Raw genomic sequence first — 23088 nt, 5'->3', positions numbered from 1 at the left:
AATCGCACCGCCAATGTCCTGTCCTGTTTATCTCCGCAACCCTTAAGTTCTATTCCGCCGGAGATGGCGCGTCAGCAGTAATCTGGCTGTCTTTTTGTTTCCCGCCGAAAATCTTCATGATGAACACGAAGAATGCCGGAACAAAGAAGATGGCAAGAACAGTCGCTGAGATCATACCGCCCAAGACGCCCGTACCGATCGCGTTCTGGCTGGCAGCACTGGCACCCGATGCAATTGCCATCGGCAACACACCAAGCGAGAAGGCGAGCGAAGTCATAAGGATGGGACGGAAGCGCAGGTGCGCTGCCTCTACCGTCGCATCATAGATAGACTTACCCTCTGCGCGGAGATCCTTGGCGAATTCGATGATAAGGATCGCGTTCTTCGCCGAGAGGCCGATGATCGCGATGAGACCCACCATGAAGTACACATCGTTAGACATGCCCCTCAGCATCACAGCCGCGACCGATCCAATAACCCCGAGAGGAACGACAAGCATGACGGATAACGGGATAGTCCAGCTTTCGTAGAGGGCCGCAAGCAGCAGGAACACGAAGAGGACACTGAGCCCGATCAGAGCTGGCGCCTGAGATCCGGACTGAATTTCCTGCAAGGACTGCCCGGTCCACTCGAAGCCGAAACCTGTCGGCAATTCCTTGGCAAGTCGCTCCATCTCGGCGATTGCATCACCAGACGAGAAGCCTGGCGCTGCCTGTCCGCTGATACGGATCGAGGGATAACCGTTATAGCCGACGACCTGCGACGGCCCACGCACCCACTCGACAGACGCAAAGGACGCCATAGGAACCATTCCGCCGTTGGCATTGCGGACGTTGAGGTTCAACAGATCCGCGGTCTTCATGCGCTGGCCCTGCTCGGCCTGTACGGTCACCCGTTGCATACGGCCTGCATTCGGGAAGTCATTGACATAGGATGACCCCATGTTTGCGGAAATGGTGGCATTGATGTCACTGAAGGTCACGCCGAATGTGTTGGCCTTCTCACGATCGATGATGAGGTTGACCTGCGCTGCGTCAGGCATCCCCTCAATACGCAATCCGGCAAGGACGGGACTTTGGCGCGCGGCCGCCATCAGCTGACCGCCAGCGGCACTCAGCGCCGTTTGGCCTGCGCCCGACCGATCCTGCAAGCGGAACGTGAAGCCGCTTGAATTGCCAAGCCCCTGGATTGGTGGCGGCGAAAGGGCAAACGACATTGCATCAGGCAGACCCCAGAGCTTGCCATTGACGCGAGCAGAGATGGCAGCGGCGGAGTCCTCAGGTCCACGCTCACTCCAGTCCTTCAGCGTTGCGAAGGCAAGACCGGCGTTCTGACCGGAGCCGGAGAACGAGAACCCGGTCACGGCAATTACACGCTCTACAGCTGGCTCTTCCATGAAGATCTTCTCGATCTGCTGGATGGTCTGGAGAGTACGTTCACTGCTTGCTTCGGCCGGCGCCTGAACGTCGACAATGAGATAACCCTGGTCCTCGTTCGGCAGGAACGACTTCGGCAATTGCAAAAACGCCCAGCCAAGCCCGGCCAAAAGCGCGACGTAAATGATCATGAAGCGACCGGAGCGCTTGATGATTGCACTGACAGAAGACGAGTAGCGATGAGATGCTTTGTCAAATCCACGGTTGAACCAGCCAAAGAACCCGCGCTTTTCGTGATGTCCGCCGGTGATTGGTTTGAGGAAGGTGGCGCAAAGTGCTGGTGTGAGCGAAAGCGCGAGGAAACCTGAAAACAGGATAGATACCACCATCGTCAGGCTGAACTGTTGATAGATGATCCCCACGGCTCCCGGGAAGAATGCCATTGGCACGAATACCGCTGTCAGAACCAGCGTGATCCCGATGATGGCACCGGATATCTGCCCCATCGCTTTCCGCGTCGCTTCCTTCGGCGAAAGGTGTTCTTCCGCCATGATGCGTTCGACATTTTCCACCACAACGATGGCGTCATCGACAAGGATGCCGATGGCAAGCACCATGGCAAACATCGTCAGCACGTTAATCGAAAATCCAGAGACGTACATGATCGCGCAGGTCCCGAGCAAAGCGACGGGAACGACCAATGTCGGAATGATCGTGTAGCGAATGTTCTGGAGGAACAGGAACATCACCACGAAGACGAGAATCATCGCCTCGATCAGCGTGTGAATCACCTTCTCGATCGATACCTTTACGAATGGGCTCGTATCGTAGGGAATTTCAAACTCGATGCCCGGCGGGAAATATTGCGACAGCTCCTCCATCGTTGCCCGTACGCCCTCGGACGTCTGCAATGCATTGCCGGTAGGAGAAAGCTGGACACCAATCGCCGCGCTTGGTTTTCCATTCAAGCGGCTGGAGAAGTTGTAGCTTTCGCCACCGACTTCTACGCGCGCTACGTCTCTTAAGCGAACAGATGACCCATCCGGATTGGCACGAAGCACGATCGATCCGAACGCTTCAGGCGATGTAAGCTGCCCTTGAACATTCACTGTCGCCGATATCTGCTGGCCGACCGGGTTGGGTGACGCACCGATACGGCCGGCCGCGACCTGGGAATTCTGCGCTTGGATAGCACCGATGACATCGGCTGACGTCAGTTTGAGCCCCAGCATCTTGTCCGGGTCCATCCAGATACGCATGGACCGCTGGGTCGCGAACAGCTGCGCGCTGCCGACACCTGGCACGCGACGGATTTCTCCGACGACATTGCGGCTGAGGTAATCACCCAGGCCGATAGCATCCGTGTTTCCGTCAACGGAGGTGAGCGCCACCATCATCAGGAACGACGTGCCGGCCTGTTCGACGCGCATACCTTGTTGCGTCACAGCTTGCGGAAGGCGTGGTTCAACACGAGCAATACGGTTTTGAACCTCAACCTGCGCCTCGCCGATATTGGTCCCCGGCGCGAAGGTGACGTTGATCGAAATACGGCCGGACGATTCCGAGGTCGACTCGAAATAGATGAGACCAGGAACACCGTTCAACTCTTCTTCGATCGGACGCGTAACGCTGAGGTAAATATCCTCCGGCGACGCACCAGGATAGGTCGTTGATACCGAGATCTGCGGCGGCGCCACGTTTGGATACTGGGCGATCGGCAGCATGGGGATCGCAAGCAGACCCGCCAACATGATGAAAATCGCGACGACCCATGCGAAAATCGGGCGGTCAATAAAAAAGCGTGCCATTTGGCCAGTCCTTGTTAGTTCGTGGCCGGGGCAGCGGAACCTGCATTTGCCTCAACGGCATCTGTCCATGGCTCCGGCTTGACCTTGGCGCCTGGCGCCGTTTTCTGGAAACCTTCTGCAACAACCCGATCGCCGGTGGTGATGCCTTCGGAAATAACCCAGCGATCACCGACGGCGCGATCCACGCTGACGCGACGCTGCTCGACAGTGTCTTCGGCGTTAACGACAAGCACGCTTGCCTGCCCACCTGCATCGCGTTGCACAGCTTGCTGTGGAACGGCGATTGCCGCTTTCTGGATGCCCTGCTGGATCTGCACACGAACATACATGCCAGGAAGGAGGTCACCGTGAGGATTGGGGAATTCGCCGCGCAAGGTTACCTGCCCCGTAGTTTCGTCGACGGCGGCCTCAGAAAACAAAAGCCGGCCTGCGACGGGATAACGGCTTCCGTTATCGAAAAGGAGATTGACCTCGGCTTCATTTGGCCCGGTCATCAGCTGTCCATCCTGGAGTGCCTTACGCAACCGGATGAGGTCAGCCGCAGGTTGGGTAAAGTCCGCATAGATCGGATCAAGCTGCTGGATGGTCGCAAGATTTTCGGATCCGGTGGCACTGACCAGCGCCCCTTCCGTAATGAGCGCCCTTCCAATGCGGCCGGAAATCGGTGCAGTTACATTGGCATATTGAAGATTGAGCCTTGCCTCGGCAACGCCAGCCTCAGCGACAGCAACCTCGGCGTCCGCCTGTGCAAGCATGGCGATCGCGTTGTCGAACTCCTGCTGGGAGGCGACGTTCGAACGCCGCAACTGCTGCTGTCGGTCAGAGGTTTGGCGCGCCTGTAGCTGCGCAGCCTGTGCGCGTCTGAGAGTGGCTTCTGCACTATCGACTCGAACCTGGAACGGAGCCGGATCGATCTTGTAGAGGACATCACCTTGCTTCACCAGCGAGCCCTGCTCGAAGACGCGCTCGACGATAATTCCCGAAACGCGTGGCCGGACCTCGGCGAGCCTGGTCGGCGCGATGCGACCCGGCAAGTCGTTTGTGATCGGGAGCTCTTCTTGATGTGCCGTCACTACCTTGACGACGCCTGGCGGCGGCGCACCTGGGGCAGACGCCGTCTCCTCGCTGCACCCCGCCAGCGCCACGCCCGCCAAAAGCACCGCGAAAACCTGCCCCATTCTCTTCGCCATCATTCGCTCCGAATTCAAAAAAATACACAAATAGTTACATACATTCTAACACGTATGTAAAATTTAACAATTGACCTTTCGCAGTGCAACAGAACTCTCACAGCCTTGTGAAAGTCAGTGAGAGCCCTCCTGTCATCCAAGGTATGAAAAGGGCGCTTTGAAATTGACGCAAGGTAAAGCGAGCACGCCTGACCGGGCCACCCGAAATTGAGACAATCGCAAGAACGCGTTGGAAATTAACGGAATAAATTCAGGAAAATTCGCGTTTCCTGGGAACCAAGAAGAGTGAAACGCCTCACAGCACTACTCGTGGGATGCGGTAAAGGCTACCGCTTCAGAGACAAGTTCCGCTCTGTGACGATCGGCTGTTTGACCTCATCTGATGGCTCAGCGGCGAGGCGCGCCCGTGCCGCAGCATAATAGGCCTTCTTCTGTTCGTACATGCTGATGTCGGCACGCCGAACGAGCGATTCCATTGCTTCACCTGCCTCGCTGGTCGCCACACCCAACGAGATACTGAGAGGCGCACTGGAATAAAACTGGTTGTTGATTTTCAGGAGTTCGTTGATCGTATCCACGACCGATGCTGCGACCTGTTTATCGGCTCCGGGCAAGAGGATTGCGAATTCATCCCCACCAATGCGCGCCGCATGGTTTGGGGCTTTTGCCACACCGTTCAGGACCTCGCCGACGCGACGGAGAAGCGAGTCTCCTGCATCGTGCCCAAGACTATCGTTGGCGTCCTTCAAGCCATTCAGATCGATAACGATGGCAGAGACCGGGCGAAGCGAATTTCGCTCAAGCCGGTTGAGCTCCTCTGAATAAAATGCCCGGTTATGGAGTTTGGTCAGCACGTCATGCTTGCCGAGATATTCAAGGTAAGCCTCTGCCTTCTTGCGGGCTGTGATATCCGTCAAGGCAACCTGAACAAGCGACCAATCGTGTTCGTGCCCCGGAAACACGGAGAAATGCAGCAGCACGTTCCTCATCGAACCATCAAGCGCGTAGTTCACCACCTCGCGATGATGATTGAGGTTCCCGTTCCAGAGCTCCATCAGCTGCTCGCGGAATGGTTTTTCCATCTCGTCACGGAAGATATCGCTAAGTCGCTGTAGAAGTACCTGGCGATCCGGAGCGCAAAATAGGTCAAGCGTCGCCTGATTTACATCAATCACCCTGATCTCGCTCATGCACTGGCGGACGAATTCCGGATGGACATCCATGAACACGCGGAAATCGACGATGCCACGATCACGCACTTCATCGATAAGGCGTTTGATCCGACTGAAATCCTCCACCCACAGAGATACGGGCGAGTGCTGGAAAAGACCCTCCGCATAATGACGGTTGAACCGCTCCCGACGTCGGGCTTCTTCACGCTCCGTCACGTCTTCCGTGGTCAACAGGAGACGGGCGAGCGTCTCCTCGTGCCCCGGAACGACCGTCGCCTTCAGCTGGATATCGAGCCGTTTGCCGCCGATGGAATAGTTGACCGCATTACTGGTGAATTCTGACTTCCCGTCCCAGAGCTCGGAAAGCTCGTTGACATGGCTTTCAAGCATGTCGTCGCGGAAAATCCGGTGGAGGTTATCAATAAGGTGCTGCTGATCGTTTGCTTCGAAAAGCTCGAGTGTTCTCGGATTGACGTCCAAAACCCGAATTTTCTGGGAGCAAGTCGCCACCCGCGATTTATCCTCAAGCAGGAAACCGCGTAGGTCTTCGACACCTTCTGCGCGCCAGCGGTCGAATTGCTGTTTTACGTCGCTGAAATCCTCGATCCACATCGCTACAGGCGCGAGATTGAAGACATTGGTATCGCTTGTCTCACTCATCCGATGCAATCTTCTTTCTCACGTCGACGCCCCACTGCCGTTCGTCTTGATGGGCAAGCAAAGACTTCGCGCCAATCCAATTCATGACCGTCACCAACTGCGCGCAACCGCCCAGTTGGCATTGGTCGGCAACGTCCGTCACCAGAGTTTAACGTGACGATTGACGTCCTTGTAAAGCAAATAACGGAACCTGCCGGGTCCGCCCGCGTAACAAGCCTGCGGGCAGTAGGCGCGTAGCCACATGAAGTCTCCTGCCTGCACCTCCACCCAGTCTTCATTCAGACGATAGACTGCCTTGCCCTCCAGCACATAGAGGCCGTGCTCCATGACATGCGTCTCCATGAAAGGAATGGTCGCACCAGGTTCGAAGGTTACGATATTAAGGTGCATGTCGTACCGAACGTCGGATGGATCGATAAAGCGCGTTGTCGCCCACTTTCCGTCCGTGTCCGGCATTGCAGCCATGGTGTGATCTTCTTCATGAGAGAAGATTGCTGGTGGCGGTTCGATCCCGTCTACAGCCTGGAATGCCTTGCGCACCCAGTGGAATTTTGCAGCAACGCTCCCACCGTTGTGAAGCTTCCAGCTCGAACCTGCAGGCAAGAATGCAAACGACCCGGCGCGGAGTGCGTGCGTCTTGCCATCAAATTCGATTGTCATCTCGCCGTCCACGACAAAGATCGCTGCCTCAGCGCGCTGATCGGGCTCAGGCCGCTCACTGCCGCCGCCTGGCGAGACCTCGACAATGTACTGCGCAAAAGTTTCCGAAAATCCGGTCATCGGCCTTGCGATGATCCAGGCACGCGTTTCCGTCCAGTGAGGCAACACGCTCGTCACAATATCGGACATCACAGTTTTCGGAATAACGGCATAAGCCGTTTTGAAGACAGCCTTGCTCGAGAGCAGTTCGCTCTGCCCTGGCAAGCCACCCATTTCCGAATAGTATTTGCTCATGCTTTCGTTCCATTCCCCAAATGTTGTTGCAAAACCCTTATGCGCGGCGTGACCATTAGGCAACGACAATATCGACTGAACGAGGCCGTAAGCGGCCCCAGTTGCCGCCGGCCAAAGGATGGAAATGCAAATGCAGGCGCTCCCCCTCGCCCGCTATCTGATGCATCTTTCGATCAGTCTTTCTTGCGGATCGTCGCGTAAACGATGTTGTGGTTCTCACCAAAGAAAACGTCCGCCTCAACCGACGACGGCTCAGCGCTTTCGTTGACGATCTTCCACATATCCGCCTTCGAACGAAGCAGAAGCGCCCAGTTCATGAAGGTCTCCATATATCCATCAACAACAATATCCTCGGAGAAATTGGCGAACAGGAACATCCCGCCCGGCTTGAGCATCTCCATGCACCGTTTCGTCAGCTTGATGGCGACCTTGTCGTTAAGGTAGTCGTAGAGCCCAGCGGCGTAGATGAAGTCGAACGTACCGAGTTCTTGTGAGCGCAACACAATATCCCGGACAGATCCATCAATCGCCTCAATGCAGGTGCCGTGGAAATCACGCATCACGGATCCAACGCTGATGGGATCCTGATCGAGCGCCACCCACCGCTTGATCCGCTTTTCCTTGAGCGCTGTCGAGTTATTCGCCTCGCGTAGATGCCCCGATGCGATGGTAAGGATTTCGGCATCCCCTGCATGCCGCTTGGCAGCCTCGTCAACGAAGCGTGTCAGAAGATCGCGTCGCTCACGCACCGCAACCGAAGAACTCGCGTCCTTGGTGTAGTCATAAAGAGCAGCCCCAACCGGCGAGGCATTGCGGACCAGGCCGGCCACACTCTCATGGCCGTAGATGAAATCGAGAAGCTGGGCATCCCCGGAGTAACCTCTCGGTTTTTCAAATGACCAGCGGGTGAAGGGATCTTCGAGAAAATAGTCAGAAATGGCGTGATTCTGAACGAGCGGAATGAGTTCGGCCCACACGCTTGAGTGGATTTTGTCGCGCAAGCCATGTAGCGCACCCGCAGTGAAATGTATTACCTCCTGCGGGGGAAGACCCTTGCCGATTTTCTGCTGTACCATTTCGAGAATGAGGGCAATTTCTGCTTTTGCGACAATAAAGTTGTCGTCGAATGATTCCGTTCTGCTCGAGAAAATTTCTTTTGCGACAGTATCAGGGGTAATGAGACTTTGGCCGTCCAGATTTCTTTTCTTTATCTGCTTCACATGAGCCTCCAGCGTTAACGCATTGTTAACCATACGTTTCTGGGACAGCGAAGGCCACTCGCTTTCAACTTTTACACATAGTACGAATTTGTTTGGCCCTGATCGTGCCATTTTGGTCACAGTCGAACTGTGCCAAAATGCACCTTCAAAATTTAGCAAAACTTAATGCGGCGACCGTATGTTGCGTTTGCCGCTCATTGAGTGATCATACCCATGGGAGGAACTGGGAGGCATTCAAGACGCCTGCTAAAATACACGGGAAAGTGGAAGATAGAGGCGCCAGCCCACAGTTTTACTAAAACAACATGGGAACGTGCATGAAGCACAACTACGGAGATGTGACAGGCTTACAGAGCCATCGACAGGTTGATGGACAACTGTACGAGGAACTTCTTGCTCTATACCAGCAAGAAGGCGAAAGAACGCGTCGAGGCTCTATTCGCCAGGGTCTCTGGATCGCCGTTGTTGTCTATATTCTTTTTGTCGTCACCGATGCCATTCTGATCCCCGACGTAACTATATACACGTTCGTCTCGCGTATGCTTGTCGGCGCAGCGTCACTGGCAACCCTTGAAATACAATTTCGGCGAAAGGCAAAGACTGCCTCACTCGACCTGACCTGCGCCGCGGCGTTGATCATGGGTTACATTTGCTGGCTAGTACCCGCCCTTTTGACGGAATACGTCGAAAACATGTCTTATTACATGGTGTTCGGCGCAATCTTCATGATGGGCGCCAACCTGTTCTTCAGTTTCCGCTTCTTTCTTTCCCTGATATCGTCCGGCATTATCCTTTTTACTTATTTTCTGGCACTGACCCTCTTTCCTGAGGACATATTCTACAAGGTCGCATTCGGTACGTTCTACATTTCCTGTTTTGTCTTCACCTCCTATGTGAACTGGAACCTGAACCGCGAACGGTATCATGTCTTCCTCAATGCCCAGGAAGCAAAGGCCCAGCAGAAAGCAGCTGAGGAACGGGGACTGGCCCTCCTTAGGCTTTCCCACACGGACTCCCTCACCGGACTTGAAAACCGGCGCGCCGTCGATCAGCGCCTACGACTTCTTTGGGAAAACTGGGGTAAAAAGTCAGAGGGTTTTGCTGTCCTTCTCATCGATGTCGACTTCTTCAAGAAATACAACGATTGCTACGGCCATCAGGAAGGCGACCGCTGCTTGATCACGGTTGCAAATGCGTTGCAGGATGCGATCGCCGATTTCGGCGCATCAATCGGGCGTTACGGGGGTGAGGAATTCATCGTTCTCGTCCCGTTCAAGTCCAGGCAGCAGGTCGGCGAACTTGCGGAGATCATTCGCCACACAGTCGAAGACCTCTCACTTGAGCATGAGCAGCGCAGGGACGGCACGTTCGTCGTCACTGTCAGCATTGGCGCGTCCTTCACACGCAAAAACCCGGATGCCAAACTTGAAAAGGTGATCAACGAGGCTGACAGGGCTCTCTATATTGCCAAGGCGAATGGTCGAAACTGCATGAAGCTGTTCGATCCGAATGACCCTCAAACGAGCGACGAGACGGAAAACATCGCCGCGCTCCTCAAAATCGCGATTAACGAGAACCTTGTCTCACTTGTCTATCAGCCGATCCAGAACATGCGGACGAACGAAATCGAGGGCGCCGAGGCCTTGATGCGCTTGCGCTTGCTTGACGGCACTCCCATTCCACCAAGCTTGTTCATCCCGATCGCTGAGCGGACCGGCATCATCAACGACCTCGGCCTCTGGACGATCCGCACCGTCTGCCGTCAGATTTTGACGGATGACAACGTGCGCGTGATCAGCGTCAACGTTTCACCAATGCAGCTCAAGAATCCCGGTTTTGCGACATCTGTCGCTGCCATCCTTGTCGAGGCAGGAATATCTGGTTCGCGCCTCGCCTTCGAAATCACCGAGGGCCTGGAAATGGAGATGCATTCAGATGTCCTGCGGTGCATCAGCGACCTGAAAACACTCGGTATCAATATCTGGCTCGATGACTTCGGAACCGGATTTGCAGGACTTTCCTGGTTGCGCATCACCGACTTTGACACGGTCAAGATCGACCGCTCGTTCCTGCACGACAGCGAGACCCCTCGCGGAAGAGCGATGCTTCAGGACATGATAAGACTTGTCCGCAATCGCGGTCACAAGATCCTTATCGAGGGCGTCGAGACGCGCGAACAACTCGCATTGTCACGTGCTCTCCAAATCGATTATGCACAGGGCTATTTCATTGGACGACCTGAGCCCTTGGAGCAGTTCCGTGCAGAGCGGCGCCGTTACGCCAGACCCACCGGACTTGTGAGACCGGCGTGACTGTCGCCGCTCACCAATTCCGGCGGGATCTCGAGAGACATTCCTGTTTCGAGACAATCTCACTTTAATTATAGCCTGTAATGCACCAAGCTTTTCGGCCGCCCCGCCGCCTGGATGGAGGACGGTTGCGGAGCACAATAAGCTTATTGCCGTTTTGGCGCGTTAGGTTTTGTACAGAATTCCGGTCACAAGCGTCTTCTACGTCCAATAAAATGGACATTTCTTGACCATATTTCTGGGACGGCAGGATGCTCTCGCTCACTCCCGCCCATGACATCTGCCCACAAGGCCGCACCGGCAATGAAGCCACGCAGGCCATGCTCATCAAGGGCAAGGACCGCGCGAGCTCGCTCACCACCTGCCTTGCCTCCGCGCCTGACTACCACCTCAAAGAGGCCGAAGCTGCCGCATTGATCGAAAACCAGATCAAAACCATCGCCGCACAGTGGGCAGGAGTCTGCGACGAAGCAGACCTAAGCCCCGTTGATCGCAAGTTGTTCGCAGGACGTCGGTTCCTAAACAGTTACGCCCTTGAGGGCCTCAACGGCCACACGGTGCTGCGCGACGCATTCCGAACCGCGCGCGAAACCCTAGGCGCCAACGGAGGGGTCTAACGATGACCGGCCCGAGCAAGTGGCTCCCGAGCCCTCCTTAATTATGGGCGAAGGATCGTCAGCGGCATGCGCTGAACCCTGCGGTGCAGTAGTTAAAGCGCCAGCGTAGAGCCTGCCACGCCTATCCGCGCGTGTACCAGGTCGCCCTAGCCTTTCCATGTCTTTTGATCCGTCCAGCCTCGACAAGTTCTCGCAAGCGAACTTTGAGGGTATTACGATTTGCACCCAACTCGCTTTCGATCGCGGCCGGTGTGAGCCGATCGTGTGATTTGAACAGCGCGAGTATTCGCACCGACAGCTCCGGCAACGCGTCGTCTGCAGCTTCCTGTTCCCGTTCGCGATCGAGGCGTTTCGCGAGACTGTCTTTTTGCTTTTTCAGGGCACGAAGGAAGAACCCAATCCACGGCTCCCAATCCGGAGCGCCACTCTTGAGGGTCGTTTGCGTGCGACGTAGAGCCTTGTAGTAGAGGTCTTTGTTCTCTTCGACCACGCGCTCTAGCGAAGCGTAAGGGACGTAAAGATAGCCAGCGCGCAGCAACAATAATGTCGTGAGGACACGCGAGAGCCGCCCGTTTCCGTCTTGGAAAGGGTGGATCGCGAGGAACGTCACGATAAAGACAGCAATAATCAGCAGAGAATGCAGGCTTTCCTCGTCGATTGCCTTACGCGTCCAGGCAACCAGAGCCTCCATATCACGCGGCGTATCGAAGGGCTTTGCCGTCTCGAACACGACGCCGAGCTCCCGACCGTCAGCATCAAAAGCGACAACATCGTTGCGCAAGGTTTTGTAAGAGCCGCGATGACGTTCGTCTTTAACGCTATGTCTCAGAAGCGTTTGGTGGAGCTGGAAGATATGGTTTTCGGTGAGACGCAAGTCATCAAAGGATTGAAACACAAGGTCCATGGCCTCGGCGTAGCCCGCGACCTCCTGCTCGTCGCGCGTGTTGAAAGACTGCATCCGTATATTGGAAAGAAGCTCTTCGACTTGAGCATCGGAAAGCTTCGCTCCTTCGATACGGGTCGAGGAGCCGACGCTTTCGACGGTCGCAACTTTGCGCAACGCGTCAAGCCGATCGGGCGATAGCGTTTTCATTGCATCCCACCGCCCCTTAAACTCATCGATTTCCGCTATGAGTTTAACAAGGTCTTGGGGTAGATTGATTTTCGGCTCCCTCATAAACGGGTCGCCCAAATATCCGATTCCATACCCGATTATACCCGATTACACCCGATAATGCACCAAGCAACAGCCTCGAAAAGCAGGTGAATCAGTTTCTGGAGCGCGTGGAAAGGTTCGAACCCTAATCTCCGGTTTCGTAGACTGGGGGTTCTATAGAAAAGCGATCTGCAAGCTCTGCGAAAGCTGTGCATGTGACGGGATCAACCGGAGCGCCCTCCCTTTCGCGCTTGGCTGCAACGCGCCACTCTCGGTCACCAGGCGCCATCACTTTGCAATCCTCGCGGGCCGGAGATTCCCGCAACACCTCGAGATAGCGCTTCATGCCCTCGTCGAAAACGCTGCGTTCGATGAAGGCCTCAGGCTTCAGTGCCATCACGAACGCTCCAAGCCCGCGCGGCGTGGAGAAATCCGGGCCTGGCATTGGAGCGAGATCAAAGCTTAGCTTCATCCCGGTCAGGACGGCGCTGAAAATCTCGACCATGCCGGCAAGCGCAGCGCCTTTGAAACCGAAATCTCCACCGAGCGGGGCAAGCATTTCCGCCGTATTGGGATCACGCGTATTGATACCATGGCCGTTCGATGCGACGCCTTCAGGCAACGTCGTACCGAGACTGCGATAAAGCAGGACGCGATTGTAGGGTACCGCGCTCGTCGCCATATCAAGTAACCAGGGCATACCCCCATCTACGGGAACACCAACCGCGATCGGGTTGGTGCCGTGAAACCGCATAGCGCCATCATGAAGCCGGACAAAGCTGTCCGAATTACAGAAGGCGATCCCGATAAAGCCTTTTTTAGCGGCCTCAAGTGCGTAAGCGCCGGCCGGTCCAAAATGCGAAGAATTGCGTATTGCGACAGCACCGATACCAAACTGACCGGCAAGCGAGATGGCGTTGTCCATCGCATGAAAGGTGGCGCGAGCGCCGTGAGCATGATCTGCGTCGATGGTTTCTACAGCACCAAATCCGCAAACTCGCTTGATTTCCGGGCGGGGGTTCAGCCTCCCACCCGCAAAGGCCGTGATATAGTGCGCAAGCAAGCGTACCCCATGGCTATCAACGCCAAGGCGGGTGCCGTGCATCATTGCTCGCGTTGCTGCATCCGACGTATCTGTATCGACACCGGCGGCTAACAAGACCGAACGGCAAAAGCGGTCCAGTTCTGAAAGCTTTGACAATACGCTTGTCGGTTCTGCCACCAATTGCATGAAAAGCCCCCTCCCGATTCCTCAGACAACGGGCTCCACGCTATTCACCGGGCGCGATTTTGCAACTGCTATCGCACTCGGAAGGACAGTTAGCTGTCGCTGCCCATAGCCTCGTAGGTGTCACGCTCACCGGCAATGATAGAGCGCTTGCCAACATGGTTTGCTGGACCAACGATGCCTTCCTGCTCCATCCGCTCTACGAGAGACGCCGCGCGGTTATAGCCAATCGAAAGGCGCCTCTGAATGTATGAGGTCGAGCATTTCTTGTCGCGCAACACGACCTTGACGGCTTTTTCATAGAGGTCGTCTGTGTCGTCTTCTGCCATCGAGGTCTTATCGAAAACTGCACTATCGTCCTCAGCCTCGTCCTCAGCCTCTTCAGCGTCTTCCGTGACTGTACCAAGGTACTCGGGACGGCCTTGTGTCTTCAGATGCGCGACGACTTTTTCGACTTCCTCGTCAGAGACAAACGGGCCATGAACGCGAGCAATGCGACCACCGCCCATCATGTGCAACATGTCGCCCTGACCGAGCAGATGTTCGGCACCTTGTTCGCCGAGGATCGTACGGCTGTCGATCTTGGAGGTTACCTGGAACGAGATGCGGGTTGGGAAGTTCGCCTTGATAGTCCCGGTGATGACATCGACGGAAGGACGCTGAGTGGCCATGATCAGGTGAATACCTGCAGCACGCGCCATCTGCGCGAGGCGCTGGATCGCACCTTCGATTTCCTTACCGGCAACCATCATCAGGTCTGCCATCTCATCAACGATAACGACGATGTAGGGCATCGCGCTAAGATCCATTTCCTCCTGCTCATAAACCGCTTCACCGGTTGCCCGATCAAAGCCAGTCTGAACGTTGCAGAACACCGTTTCGCCTTTGGCACGCGCAGTGGCTGCCCTTGCGTTATAGCCATCGATATTGCGCACACCGAGGCGCGACATCTTGCGATACCGGTCTTCCATCTCCCGCACAGCCCATTTCAGGGCCATGACGGCCTTTTTGGGATCGGTAACAACGGGGGTCAGGAGATGTGGAATACCGTCATACACTGACAGCTCAAGCATCTTCGGATCGACCATGATGAGGCGGCACTCTTCCGGCTTAAGGCGGTAGAGGATCGACAGGATCATGGTGTTGATGGCGACAGACTTACCGGAGCCGGTCGTGCCTGCGACGAGCAGGTGCGGCATCTTGGCAAGTTCAGCGATTACAGGCTCGCCACCGATCGTTTTGCCAAGGCAAAGGGCCAGTTTCTGACGAGTTTCGCTGTAGTCTCCCGATTCAATCAGCTCGCGCAGATAGACCGTTTCTCTAACCGGATTTGGCAACTCGATACCAATGACGTTTCTGCCGGGAACAACGGCGACACGTGCTGAAAGAGCGGACATCGAGCGAGCAATGTCGTCCGACAGACCGATGACGCGAGAAGACTTGACGCCTGGTGCAGGTTCGAACTCGTAAAGCGTTACGACCGGCCCGGGACGGACGTCGATGATTTCACCCTTGACACCGAAGTCTTCAAGCACGCTTTCGAGAAGGCCTGCGCTCTGTTCGAGCGCTTCCGGCGTCATGGTGGTTGTCTGCTGGACACGAGCCTGCTGCAGCAGCTCGATCGAAGGGTATTCGTATTCGCCCTCGGCGAAGACCGGTGCGTCACGGAACATCGGCTGCGACGCTTGAATTGGCGCACGTGCGACGAAGCGTGGCTCGACCGGCGGCGGAGGCTCGCAAGCAATAGCTGCCTCGGGTGCTGGAGCATTGATTTCTACTTCAACCGGAGAAGCATTGCCGAGCGTCAACATGGATGATGCGGCCGCACGGACACCGATTTCGCGATAAAGGCGGACTGCGGATCCACCCGGAACGGTGATGACGGGTGGTTCTGTAGATAGCTCAATCGCCGGCGCAGAGGCAGGAAACGGCATCGGTTGTGAAATTGTTGAGGCCTCCGGGTTTGGCACTGCAACGGGCACGGGTGCCAGATCGAGATCCATCACCTCGAAGAAGATTTCGTCGGGCAAATTCGCTGCAAATGCCGGGAGCAACGAAGTGGGTCTGACGGCCTCGTCGGCGATTAGATCCTGTACGGGCGCGACTGACACGACAGGTGTGACTTCCGTCACGTCTGCAATTGCGACGGCGACAGTAACGTCTTCCATCACTGTACTCTGTTCCGCCTGTTGTTTCAGGGCCAGCTCGCGACGCAACTTGTACGTCAAGGCACGCGCACCCTGCGCATGTGGGGGCTGCGGGAGAACGGGAATACGCGGAGGCTGCGGGACCCTTGGCTCCGGCTTCTTGTAAACGGGCGCGACAGCTTCCTCGACCGGTGTAGCAATAACCGGCTCAACGGTTTCGACCTCAATTTCGGCAGGAACGATGTCTGCTTCGTCTTGCTGAGGCTCGACGGCCCCGCGACGTGAGAACGCGCTTTCTGGCGTCCTTGTAAAGCGGACATTTGGCCCCAATACAAAAGCATTTTGCCAGCCGGGCATGTCGGAACGCCCCTCTATTGCGTCAGCCGCGACGACATCTGCATTCTGACGAGGAAGACTGGTGGAGTGATCGGCGTGTGCGCTCGCGACACGCCCGACCCCATCATTGGGTTTGGCATGAGGGCTTACGCCCCCCTCCCCTGCGCTATTGCCGGAATTCGGAAAATTGGATCGGGAGAAGCTCATGGCAGCGTGCACACTCATCATAAACGTACATAATTTCGGTCTCCCTGAAATAAAAAATAAAGGTTAACCACCCCTTTCCAACCAGGACCCAACCACGCAATTTTTTCTCTCGGATACGTTCAGCATAGAATAGGAAAAGCGCCCAAGGCTACCCCCAAGCGCTTGTAATTAATTGGTTAAATTGAATTTGATCGCGCCGATATTGCCGTGCGCGCCAACCTCACCCTGCCATGGAGAAGTCTTTGAGGCGCGAGGCCAAGCCTTCGATCGTTTTGGCCCCGGCGTTTGCAAAGGCGAAGCGCAAAAAATCATCTTGGTCCGTGCCGAAATAGCTGCCCGGCAGGCAAACCACACCGAATTCACGCGCCATTTTTTCGGCAACGGCAGCGGATGAAACACCGTCAAAGGGATGCCGTACAAATGCGAAATAGGCTCCCGCCGACGCCAGGCCCCATTCTGGCAGCTCACGCATGACCCGGCGAAGAGCGTCAGCGCGCAATGCGATTTCCGACCTGTTTGCTTCCCGCCACTCGACAAGTGCCGGAATGGCCTTTGCAACAGCTGCCTGCGGCGCTCGAGGCGCGCAAATCTGGAGGTTGTCCATGATCTTGGTGATCTCAAAAAGAGCTTTTTCGCCAGCTGTGATAGCACCGAGGCGGTGACCGGGAATGCAATACGACTTTGAGAAGCTGTAGAGCATGATCAGATTTTTTTCCCAGCCCTCGATCTTCATCAGATCATGGGGCCTGTCGTCTCCTGGTGGAAGGAAATCACGATAGGTCTCATCGAGGATGAGCCACGCGCCGTGTTTTCTGCATGCATGAAATATCTCTGCAAGCAGGCTGGGGGAGTAGACCGCGCCGGTCGGATTGTTGGGCGTTACGACTGCCAATGCCTTAACTCCCTTCGACAGGACGGCATCGACGTCCTCAATCTTGGGCAAAAATCCGTTCTCGGCCGCACATTCGATCAGAACCCGGTTTATTCCGAGCATCTCAAGCGTCGTATCCTGATTGAAGTAGAACGGATTTGTCAGCGCAACGGTATCGCCAGCTCCCGCAACGGCCATCGCGGCACACATAAAGGCCTGATTGCAACCCGACGTGATGTGAATATTGCCGGCATTGAGGCCTACGCCATAGATCGCGCCCACATGTTCCGCGTAGGCATCTCTCAGAAGCGTTTCACCTTCAATCGGGCCATAACCGGTATAGGCGAGTGACCCTGATGCCTCTGCTAACCAGCTAAGGATGTCCTTATGCGCCGGGTAGCCCGGAACGGCCTGCGAAAGATCGATTGCCAGCCCCTTGCTGCCGTCATAGGCGCGCGCCCACGCAAAAACTGACGGTACAGGCGGCGGGAGGATTGACGCAACGAGCGGATTGAATACGGCAGACATCTTGTTCTCTTGGAAAAGGGGCAGAAGGGTTTCAGCGGGAGGCGACAATCCGTCATCGCGACCCCACATGCAAGTACTGCGTCCAAAATCATAAGAGGCACCTGGTTACGCCGAATGGCCATCCCCACTTTTTTTGCGATCCGAAGGATATTGTTTCCGCCAATGACCCAGCTGCGTAAATTCATTGCTGTAACACCAACGATTTAGCGTGGACAGTGGCAATCCCTCGATCATAAGATCGGTGCGAGCCAAATGCTGTTCAGCCGCGCCCGGCTTCCTATCTTCCGGAGTATGTCCATGTTGCCTGTTTCGATTTCCCGCCGCTCGCTTCTCAAGACTTCTTTGATCCTTGCGGCTTCAACTGGGCTCACCGGGATTGCCGCCGCCCAGCAGGCAGGTGGAGGTCGACTGGTCGTTGCGGCAGACTCCGAGCCGAAGAACCTCAATCCAGCTATTGTCGCCTCGAACGGGGTTTTTTACATCTCCAGCAAGGTCATCGAGCCACTTGCAGAAGCCTCGTTCAAAGGAGCAGATGGCCTCGAACCTCGACTTGCAACTGAGTGGAGCGGGTCCGACGACGGACTGACTGCCACTTTCAAGCTGCGCGAAGGGGTAACATGGCATGACGGCAAGCCATTTACCTCAGCCGATGTAGCCTTTTCGGCGCTTCAGGTATGGAAGCCACTGCAAAATCTTGGACGTCTCGTATTCGCAAATCTCGAGGCTGTTGATACGCCGGATGACCACACGGCGATTTTCCGCTTCTCAAGCCCCACCCCGTTCCAGCTCGTCCGCAACGCATTGCCGGTCGTGACGAGCGTCTTGCCAAAACACCTCTATGAAGGGACCGATATTGCGAACAACCCTGCAAACACCAAGCCGGTCGGCACCGGTCCGTACGTGTTTGCGGAACACAAGCCCGGTGAATATTATCGCCTTGCCCGATACGCGAACTATTGGGACAAAAGCCAGGCCCTTCTTGATGATATCATTTACAAGGTTTTGCCGGATCGCGCCGCTGCAGCTTCGGCACTGGAAGCAGACGAGATCCAGCTTGCTGCGTTCTCCGCAGTGCCGCTTGCCGACCTTGAGAGGATCTCAAAAGTACCTGGCATCAAGGTAATCGCTGATGGCTACGAAGCGCTGACCTACCAGCTTGTGGTGGAGATCAACCATCGTCGTAAAGAGCTCTCTAACCTCAAGGTTCGGCAGGCGATTGCCCACGCAATCGATAAGAAATTCGTCGTCGACACCATTTTCCTCGGTTACGCGTCAGCGTCGACTGGACCAATACCAAAGAACTCTACCGAGTTTTATTCGGATGACGTTGCCTCTTACGATTTCGATATCGCAAAGGCGAATGCCCTTCTCGATGAAGCGGGCTATGCGCGAAAGGCGGACGGGACGCGTTTTGCGCTGAAACTTTTGCCCGCGCCATATTTCAACGAGACAAAACAATTCGGCTCTTACCTACGACAGGCGCTCCAAAAGATCGGGATTGATGCCGAGCTGGTAAACAATGATTCCGCAGCTCATCAAAAGGCTGTCTACACCGATCACAACTTCGATCTGGCTGTTGCACCACCGGTTTTCCGCGGTGATCCTGCGATCTCCACGACCATCCTTGTACGCTCCGGGATCCCTGCGGGCGTTGGCTTCTCCAATCAGGGCGGCTACGAAAACAAGTCGCTTGATGAACTGATCGATAAAGCAGCAATCACCGTCAATGCGACTGCAAGAACGGAACTCTATAAGGATTTCCAGAAACAGGTGGTTACTGACTTACCAATCATCAATGTCGCTGAATGGGGTTTCATCACTGTTGCCCGCGATAGCGTCCACAACGTCGCCAGCAATCCGCGCTGGGCCGTTTCCAACTGGGCCGATACGACAATCAGCAGATAAATGGGGCTTCAGCCATGGCAGGTGCATTGCTGTTGTTGAAGCGAAGGGCACTCACTGCAATTCCGGTGATGTTGATTGTCCTCGTCTTCACATTTGTGCTGATGGAGAACGCATCCGGAGATGCGGTCGACGCCTATCTCGTCTCTATTGGCGGTGGCGATGCGGGGCTTCGCGACGCGCTTCGCCAACAGTATGGTTTGGACGGTTCGATCCTCGCGCGCTTCTGGCTCTACATCACTTCCGTTTTACGGCTCGATCTCGGCTGGTCAGTTTCTTTTGACCGCCCCGTTCTCAACCTCATTCTCGAGCGGCTGCCAAACACGCTACTTTTGATGGCGAGTGCCACAACGCTCGCCTTCCTGTTTGGAACAGCGCTCGGAATTGTCGCTGGTGCCCGTCCTGGTGGCTTGACCGACCGGTTACTGTCGGCAATGTCACTGGCACTATATTCGATGCCAGGATTTTGGCTCGGACTTGTGATGGCAATCGTCTTTGCCGTGCAGTTGCGGTGGCTGCCAACCTCGGGGATCGAAACAGTTGCCTCCGGGAAATCAGGCTTGCCACGAATACTTGATGTAACAAGGCATCTCGTCTTGCCGGTCGCAAGCCTCGGTCTCATCTACCTCGCCCTTTTTTTGAGAGTGATGCGGACTTCCATGGCAGCAATCTGGCCACTCGAATTCGTATTGTTTGCACAATCGAAGGGCCTTTCGAGATCAAGGATTGTCATCCGGCATGTGGCTCGAAACGCCGCGTTGCCGCTCATCACCGTTCTTGGCCTGCAATCTGCCACCATGCTTGGTGGCAGCGTTGTCATAGAAAGTGTCTTTGCAATTCCAGGCTTCGGAAGATTGGCGCAGGAAGCCGTGAGCGGTCGCGACACACCGCTTCTTATGGGAATCATCTTGGTGAGCGCGGTGTTTGTGATCCTGGTCAATCTCGCCGTCGATCTCGTTTTATCCGCGCTCGACCCCAGGATTGGGAATGGAGGACAGGTGGGATGAGCTTCCTTTCCCGATTGCTCAAGACCCCTGAGGGCGTTACGGGCGCGTCAATCCTTTTGGTGTTGACGGTAGTTGCAATTTCAGCCCCATTGCTTTTTCCTGGCGATCCGCTGTCCATTGTCGGCGCACCGCTCGTTGCTCCTTTTAAAGACCCAGCCTTCCCGCTCGGCACCGATCATTTGGGTCGCGATGTGATCGCCTGTCTCGCTCACGGAGCACAAACCTCGCTGCTCGTCGGACTGGGTGCTGCCCTTGCTGCGCTGGCGGTCGGGACAGTGATCGGTACCATCGCCGGGTTTTCAGGCGGGCTTGTAGATGAGACCCTGATGAGGCTGGCAGATGCGTTCCAGATCGTACCGAGCTTCCTCTTGGCCCTTGCATTCGTCAGTACGATTGGCGCCTCGATGCCGGTGGTTATCATAGCGATCGCGCTTGGTGCATGGGCCGACCCTGCAAAACTGATGCGGACGCAGGTCTTGTCTGTACGTGAGCGCGACTACGTACAATCGGCACGCGCAATCGGCATGCATCCCCTGGAGATTGCATTTCGTCAGGTCTTTCCAAATGCGTTGGGCCCAGTACTGGCGCTGGCGGCAATCATTGTCGCTGCCGCAATTTTAACAGAGGCAGCGCTTTCATTTCTGGGTTTGGGCGATCCTAACATCGTAACATGGGGTTCGATGATCGCAGAGGGGCGCAACGTCCTGCGATCTGCAGCATTTCTTTCCGTTATTCCTGGCCTCGGCCTACTGATAACCGTCCTTGGCGTTTACCTATTGGGTGAAGGGATCAACACCGCACTCGCGAACAAGGCGAAGTTAGCATGACAGCAACATCGACGCTTTGCCACATCAACCAACTCAGTGTTGCCTATCGCCGGACAGGCGAACCGGCGTTGATAGATGTAACACTCACGATCACCAGAGGGCGGAAGCTGGCGATTATCGGTGAAAGCGGTTCTGGGAAATCGACGCTTGCCAAGGCCATTGCCAACCTCTTGCCGGGAAGCACCACAGTTAGTGGTGAAATTACGTGGAAGGGTCCATCCGGCAATATCACCAACGCGCCATTGTCTGGCAAGGACATCGGTTATGTCTTTCAGGATCCGGGTGCTTCACTCAACCCGCTTTTGACTGTGGGCGAACAGGTTTCAGAAGGTGCGGTTCGTCATCTGGGACTTTCATGGTCTCAAGCAAGGGAACGCGCCCGCGATCTACTCGAAAAGGTCAATCTTCCGCACCCCACGCACCTGCTTTCGGCCTATCCGCACCAACTATCAGGTGGTCAGCGTCAGCGCGTTGCAATTGCCGCAGCAATAGCTGCAGAACCCTCCATTCTCATTACCGACGAGGCTACGAGTGCGCTTGATACCGTGAGCCAATCCTCGATTATCTCGTTATTAAATGATCTCGTGGTCGAAGGTGCCCGCACGCTCGTTTTCGTGACACACGATATAGGACTTGCTTCCAGTCTGGCTGACGACATCGTGGTTCTCAGTCGCGGAAGGATGGTCGAAACCGGTCAGACGGGGCCGGTGCTGACGACGCCGACACAAGACTACACCCGGTCGCTTCTGGCGAGCTATATAGACTTCGACACTCCATCCCTGATTGATGGAGCCAAGCCATGAGCCTACTTTCGGTGGAGGGTGTCGGCAAGACATTCGAGAGCCCTCAACGCAAAGTCGCCGCACTTGCAGACGTCACGTTCTCCCTGCAGGCCGGTGAAACGCTTGGTCTTGCCGGGCCATCAGGTTGTGGCAAATCGACGTTAGCGCGTATTCTGATGCGGCTTATAACAGCCGATGAGGGCACTGTCCGTTTCGACAAGTACGACTGGCTATCACTTGAAGGCAATGACCTTCGCAGAGCGCGGCCGCGCATGCAGATGGTATTTCAGGATACGCATAGCGCTTTCAATCCAAGCGCGACTGTCGAAAGCTCCATTGGTGAACCGTTACGCATCCATAAAGGTGGATCTGTTGCCAAACGATCGCTTGAGATACACGCACTGATGGATCGGGTGGGTTTGCCCTCGATCTACGCTCAACGTTCGGTCTTTAGCCTTTCTGGAGGTCAAAGACAGCGTGTTGCTATCGCACGGGCGCTTGCACTCAGCCCGGCCCTCCTTATCCTTGACGAGGCTGTTTCCGCGCTCGACATATCGGTCAGAAACCAAATCCTGGAATTGGTGGTAGAAATCCAGCGCGAGACCCAAGTCGCCTGCCTTTTCGTCTCACACGACCTTGCCGTCATCCACGCTGTTTGTCACCGCGTTGCTATCATGGAGAGCGGGCGCATCGTCGAGATCGGGGAAACCGGCAAAATCATAAAATTCCCCCAATCGTCAGCCGCGCGGGACCTTATTGCCGCAGCGCCGCGGCTGTCGAAGACAAGATAA

15 protein-coding genes and 1 pseudogene are annotated in these 23088 nt (G+C 55.6%); 7 read left to right on the top strand and 9 right to left on the bottom strand.

Annotation, left to right across the window (positions count from 1 at the left end):
* Nucleotides 1-49 precede the first annotated feature (49 nt).
* The 5 genes from FY156_26895 to FY156_26875 all read right to left on the bottom strand — a co-directional run bounded on the left by FY156_26895 (nt 50) and on the right by FY156_26875 (nt 8380).
* A complete protein-coding gene (locus tag FY156_26895; protein UXS05062.1) occupies nt 50-3184 on the bottom strand; it encodes a multidrug efflux RND transporter permease subunit in 3135 nt (1044 codons plus the stop codon).
* 14 nt (nt 3185-3198) lie between these two features.
* Nucleotides 3199-4374 carry an efflux RND transporter periplasmic adaptor subunit gene (locus tag FY156_26890; GenBank protein ID UXS05061.1) on the bottom strand — a complete coding sequence of 392 codons (1176 nt, stop codon included), beginning with the start codon at nt 4372-4374 and terminating at the stop codon, nt 3199-3201.
* A gap of 326 nt (nt 4375-4700) precedes the next feature.
* The gene (locus tag FY156_26885) at nt 4701-6206 is read right to left on the bottom strand and encodes a sensor domain-containing diguanylate cyclase (GenBank protein UXS05060.1); all 1506 of its coding nucleotides are present in this window, start codon (nt 6204-6206) and stop codon (nt 4701-4703) included.
* 138 nt (nt 6207-6344) lie between these two features.
* Nucleotides 6345-7160: a (S)-ureidoglycine aminohydrolase gene (locus tag FY156_26880; protein UXS05059.1), complete on the bottom strand. Its 816-nt coding sequence runs from the start codon at nt 7158-7160 to the stop codon at nt 6345-6347.
* A 173-nt stretch (nt 7161-7333) separates the two neighbouring features.
* Nucleotides 7334-8380 carry a class I SAM-dependent methyltransferase gene (locus tag FY156_26875; protein ID UXS05265.1) on the bottom strand — a complete coding sequence of 349 codons (1047 nt, stop codon included), beginning with the start codon at nt 8378-8380 and terminating at the stop codon, nt 7334-7336.
* Between the two features lie 317 nt (nt 8381-8697).
* Between FY156_26875 and FY156_26870 the strand changes: the two genes are divergently transcribed.
* Together FY156_26870 and FY156_26865 are read left to right on the top strand one after the other, a co-directional pair.
* Nucleotides 8698-10692, top strand: coding sequence for a GGDEF domain-containing protein (locus tag FY156_26870; GenBank protein ID UXS05058.1), 1995 nt, complete (start codon nt 8698-8700; stop codon nt 10690-10692).
* Nucleotides 10693-10925: 233 nt separating this feature from the next.
* Nucleotides 10926-11306, top strand: a pseudogene (locus tag FY156_26865) (HipA domain-containing protein).
* A gap of 121 nt (nt 11307-11427) precedes the next feature.
* Here FY156_26865 and FY156_26860 read toward each other — a convergent pair.
* The 4 genes from FY156_26860 to FY156_26845 form a co-directional block, all read right to left on the bottom strand.
* Complete coding sequence (locus FY156_26860) at nt 11428-12483, bottom strand: Fic family protein (GenBank protein UXS05264.1); 1056 nt, start codon at nt 12481-12483, stop codon at nt 11428-11430.
* A gap of 124 nt (nt 12484-12607) precedes the next feature.
* Nucleotides 12608-13693 (bottom strand): Ldh family oxidoreductase, encoded by a 1086-nt coding sequence (locus FY156_26855; protein UXS05057.1) that lies wholly within the window; start codon nt 13691-13693, stop codon nt 12608-12610.
* Nucleotides 13694-13782: 89 nt separating this feature from the next.
* Complete coding sequence (locus tag FY156_26850) at nt 13783-16401, bottom strand: DNA translocase FtsK (protein UXS05056.1); 2619 nt, start codon at nt 16399-16401, stop codon at nt 13783-13785.
* 199 nt (nt 16402-16600) lie between these two features.
* Entirely contained in the window at nt 16601-17779 is a 1179-nt protein-coding gene (locus tag FY156_26845) for an aminotransferase (GenBank protein UXS05055.1), read from the bottom strand.
* Between the two features lie 297 nt (nt 17780-18076).
* On the opposite strand from FY156_26845, the gene FY156_26840 reads away from it, so the two are divergent.
* The 5 genes from FY156_26840 to FY156_26820 are packed head-to-tail and all read left to right on the top strand — an operon-like array spanning nt 18077 to nt 23088.
* Nucleotides 18077-19684: an ABC transporter substrate-binding protein gene (locus FY156_26840; GenBank protein ID UXS05054.1), complete on the top strand. Its 1608-nt coding sequence runs from the start codon at nt 18077-18079 to the stop codon at nt 19682-19684.
* A 14-nt stretch (nt 19685-19698) separates the two neighbouring features.
* Complete coding sequence (locus FY156_26835; GenBank protein ID UXS05053.1) at nt 19699-20688, top strand: ABC transporter permease; 990 nt, start codon at nt 19699-19701, stop codon at nt 20686-20688.
* Nucleotides 20685-21515 (top strand): ABC transporter permease, encoded by an 831-nt coding sequence (locus FY156_26830; protein UXS05052.1) that lies wholly within the window; start codon nt 20685-20687, stop codon nt 21513-21515. The genes FY156_26835 and FY156_26830 overlap by 4 nt, the downstream gene beginning before the upstream one ends.
* Complete coding sequence (locus tag FY156_26825; protein ID UXS05051.1) at nt 21512-22318, top strand: ABC transporter ATP-binding protein; 807 nt, start codon at nt 21512-21514, stop codon at nt 22316-22318. The genes FY156_26830 and FY156_26825 overlap by 4 nt, the downstream gene beginning before the upstream one ends.
* Nucleotides 22315-23088: an ABC transporter ATP-binding protein gene (locus tag FY156_26820; protein UXS05050.1), complete on the top strand. Its 774-nt coding sequence runs from the start codon at nt 22315-22317 to the stop codon at nt 23086-23088. The genes FY156_26825 and FY156_26820 overlap by 4 nt, the downstream gene beginning before the upstream one ends.

This window comes from Agrobacterium tumefaciens, assembly GCA_025559845.1.
Lineage (GTDB): Bacteria > Pseudomonadota > Alphaproteobacteria > Rhizobiales > Rhizobiaceae > Agrobacterium.
The sequence above is the reverse complement of the archived record's forward strand: the minus strand, read 5'-3'. Positions and strand labels throughout refer to the sequence as shown.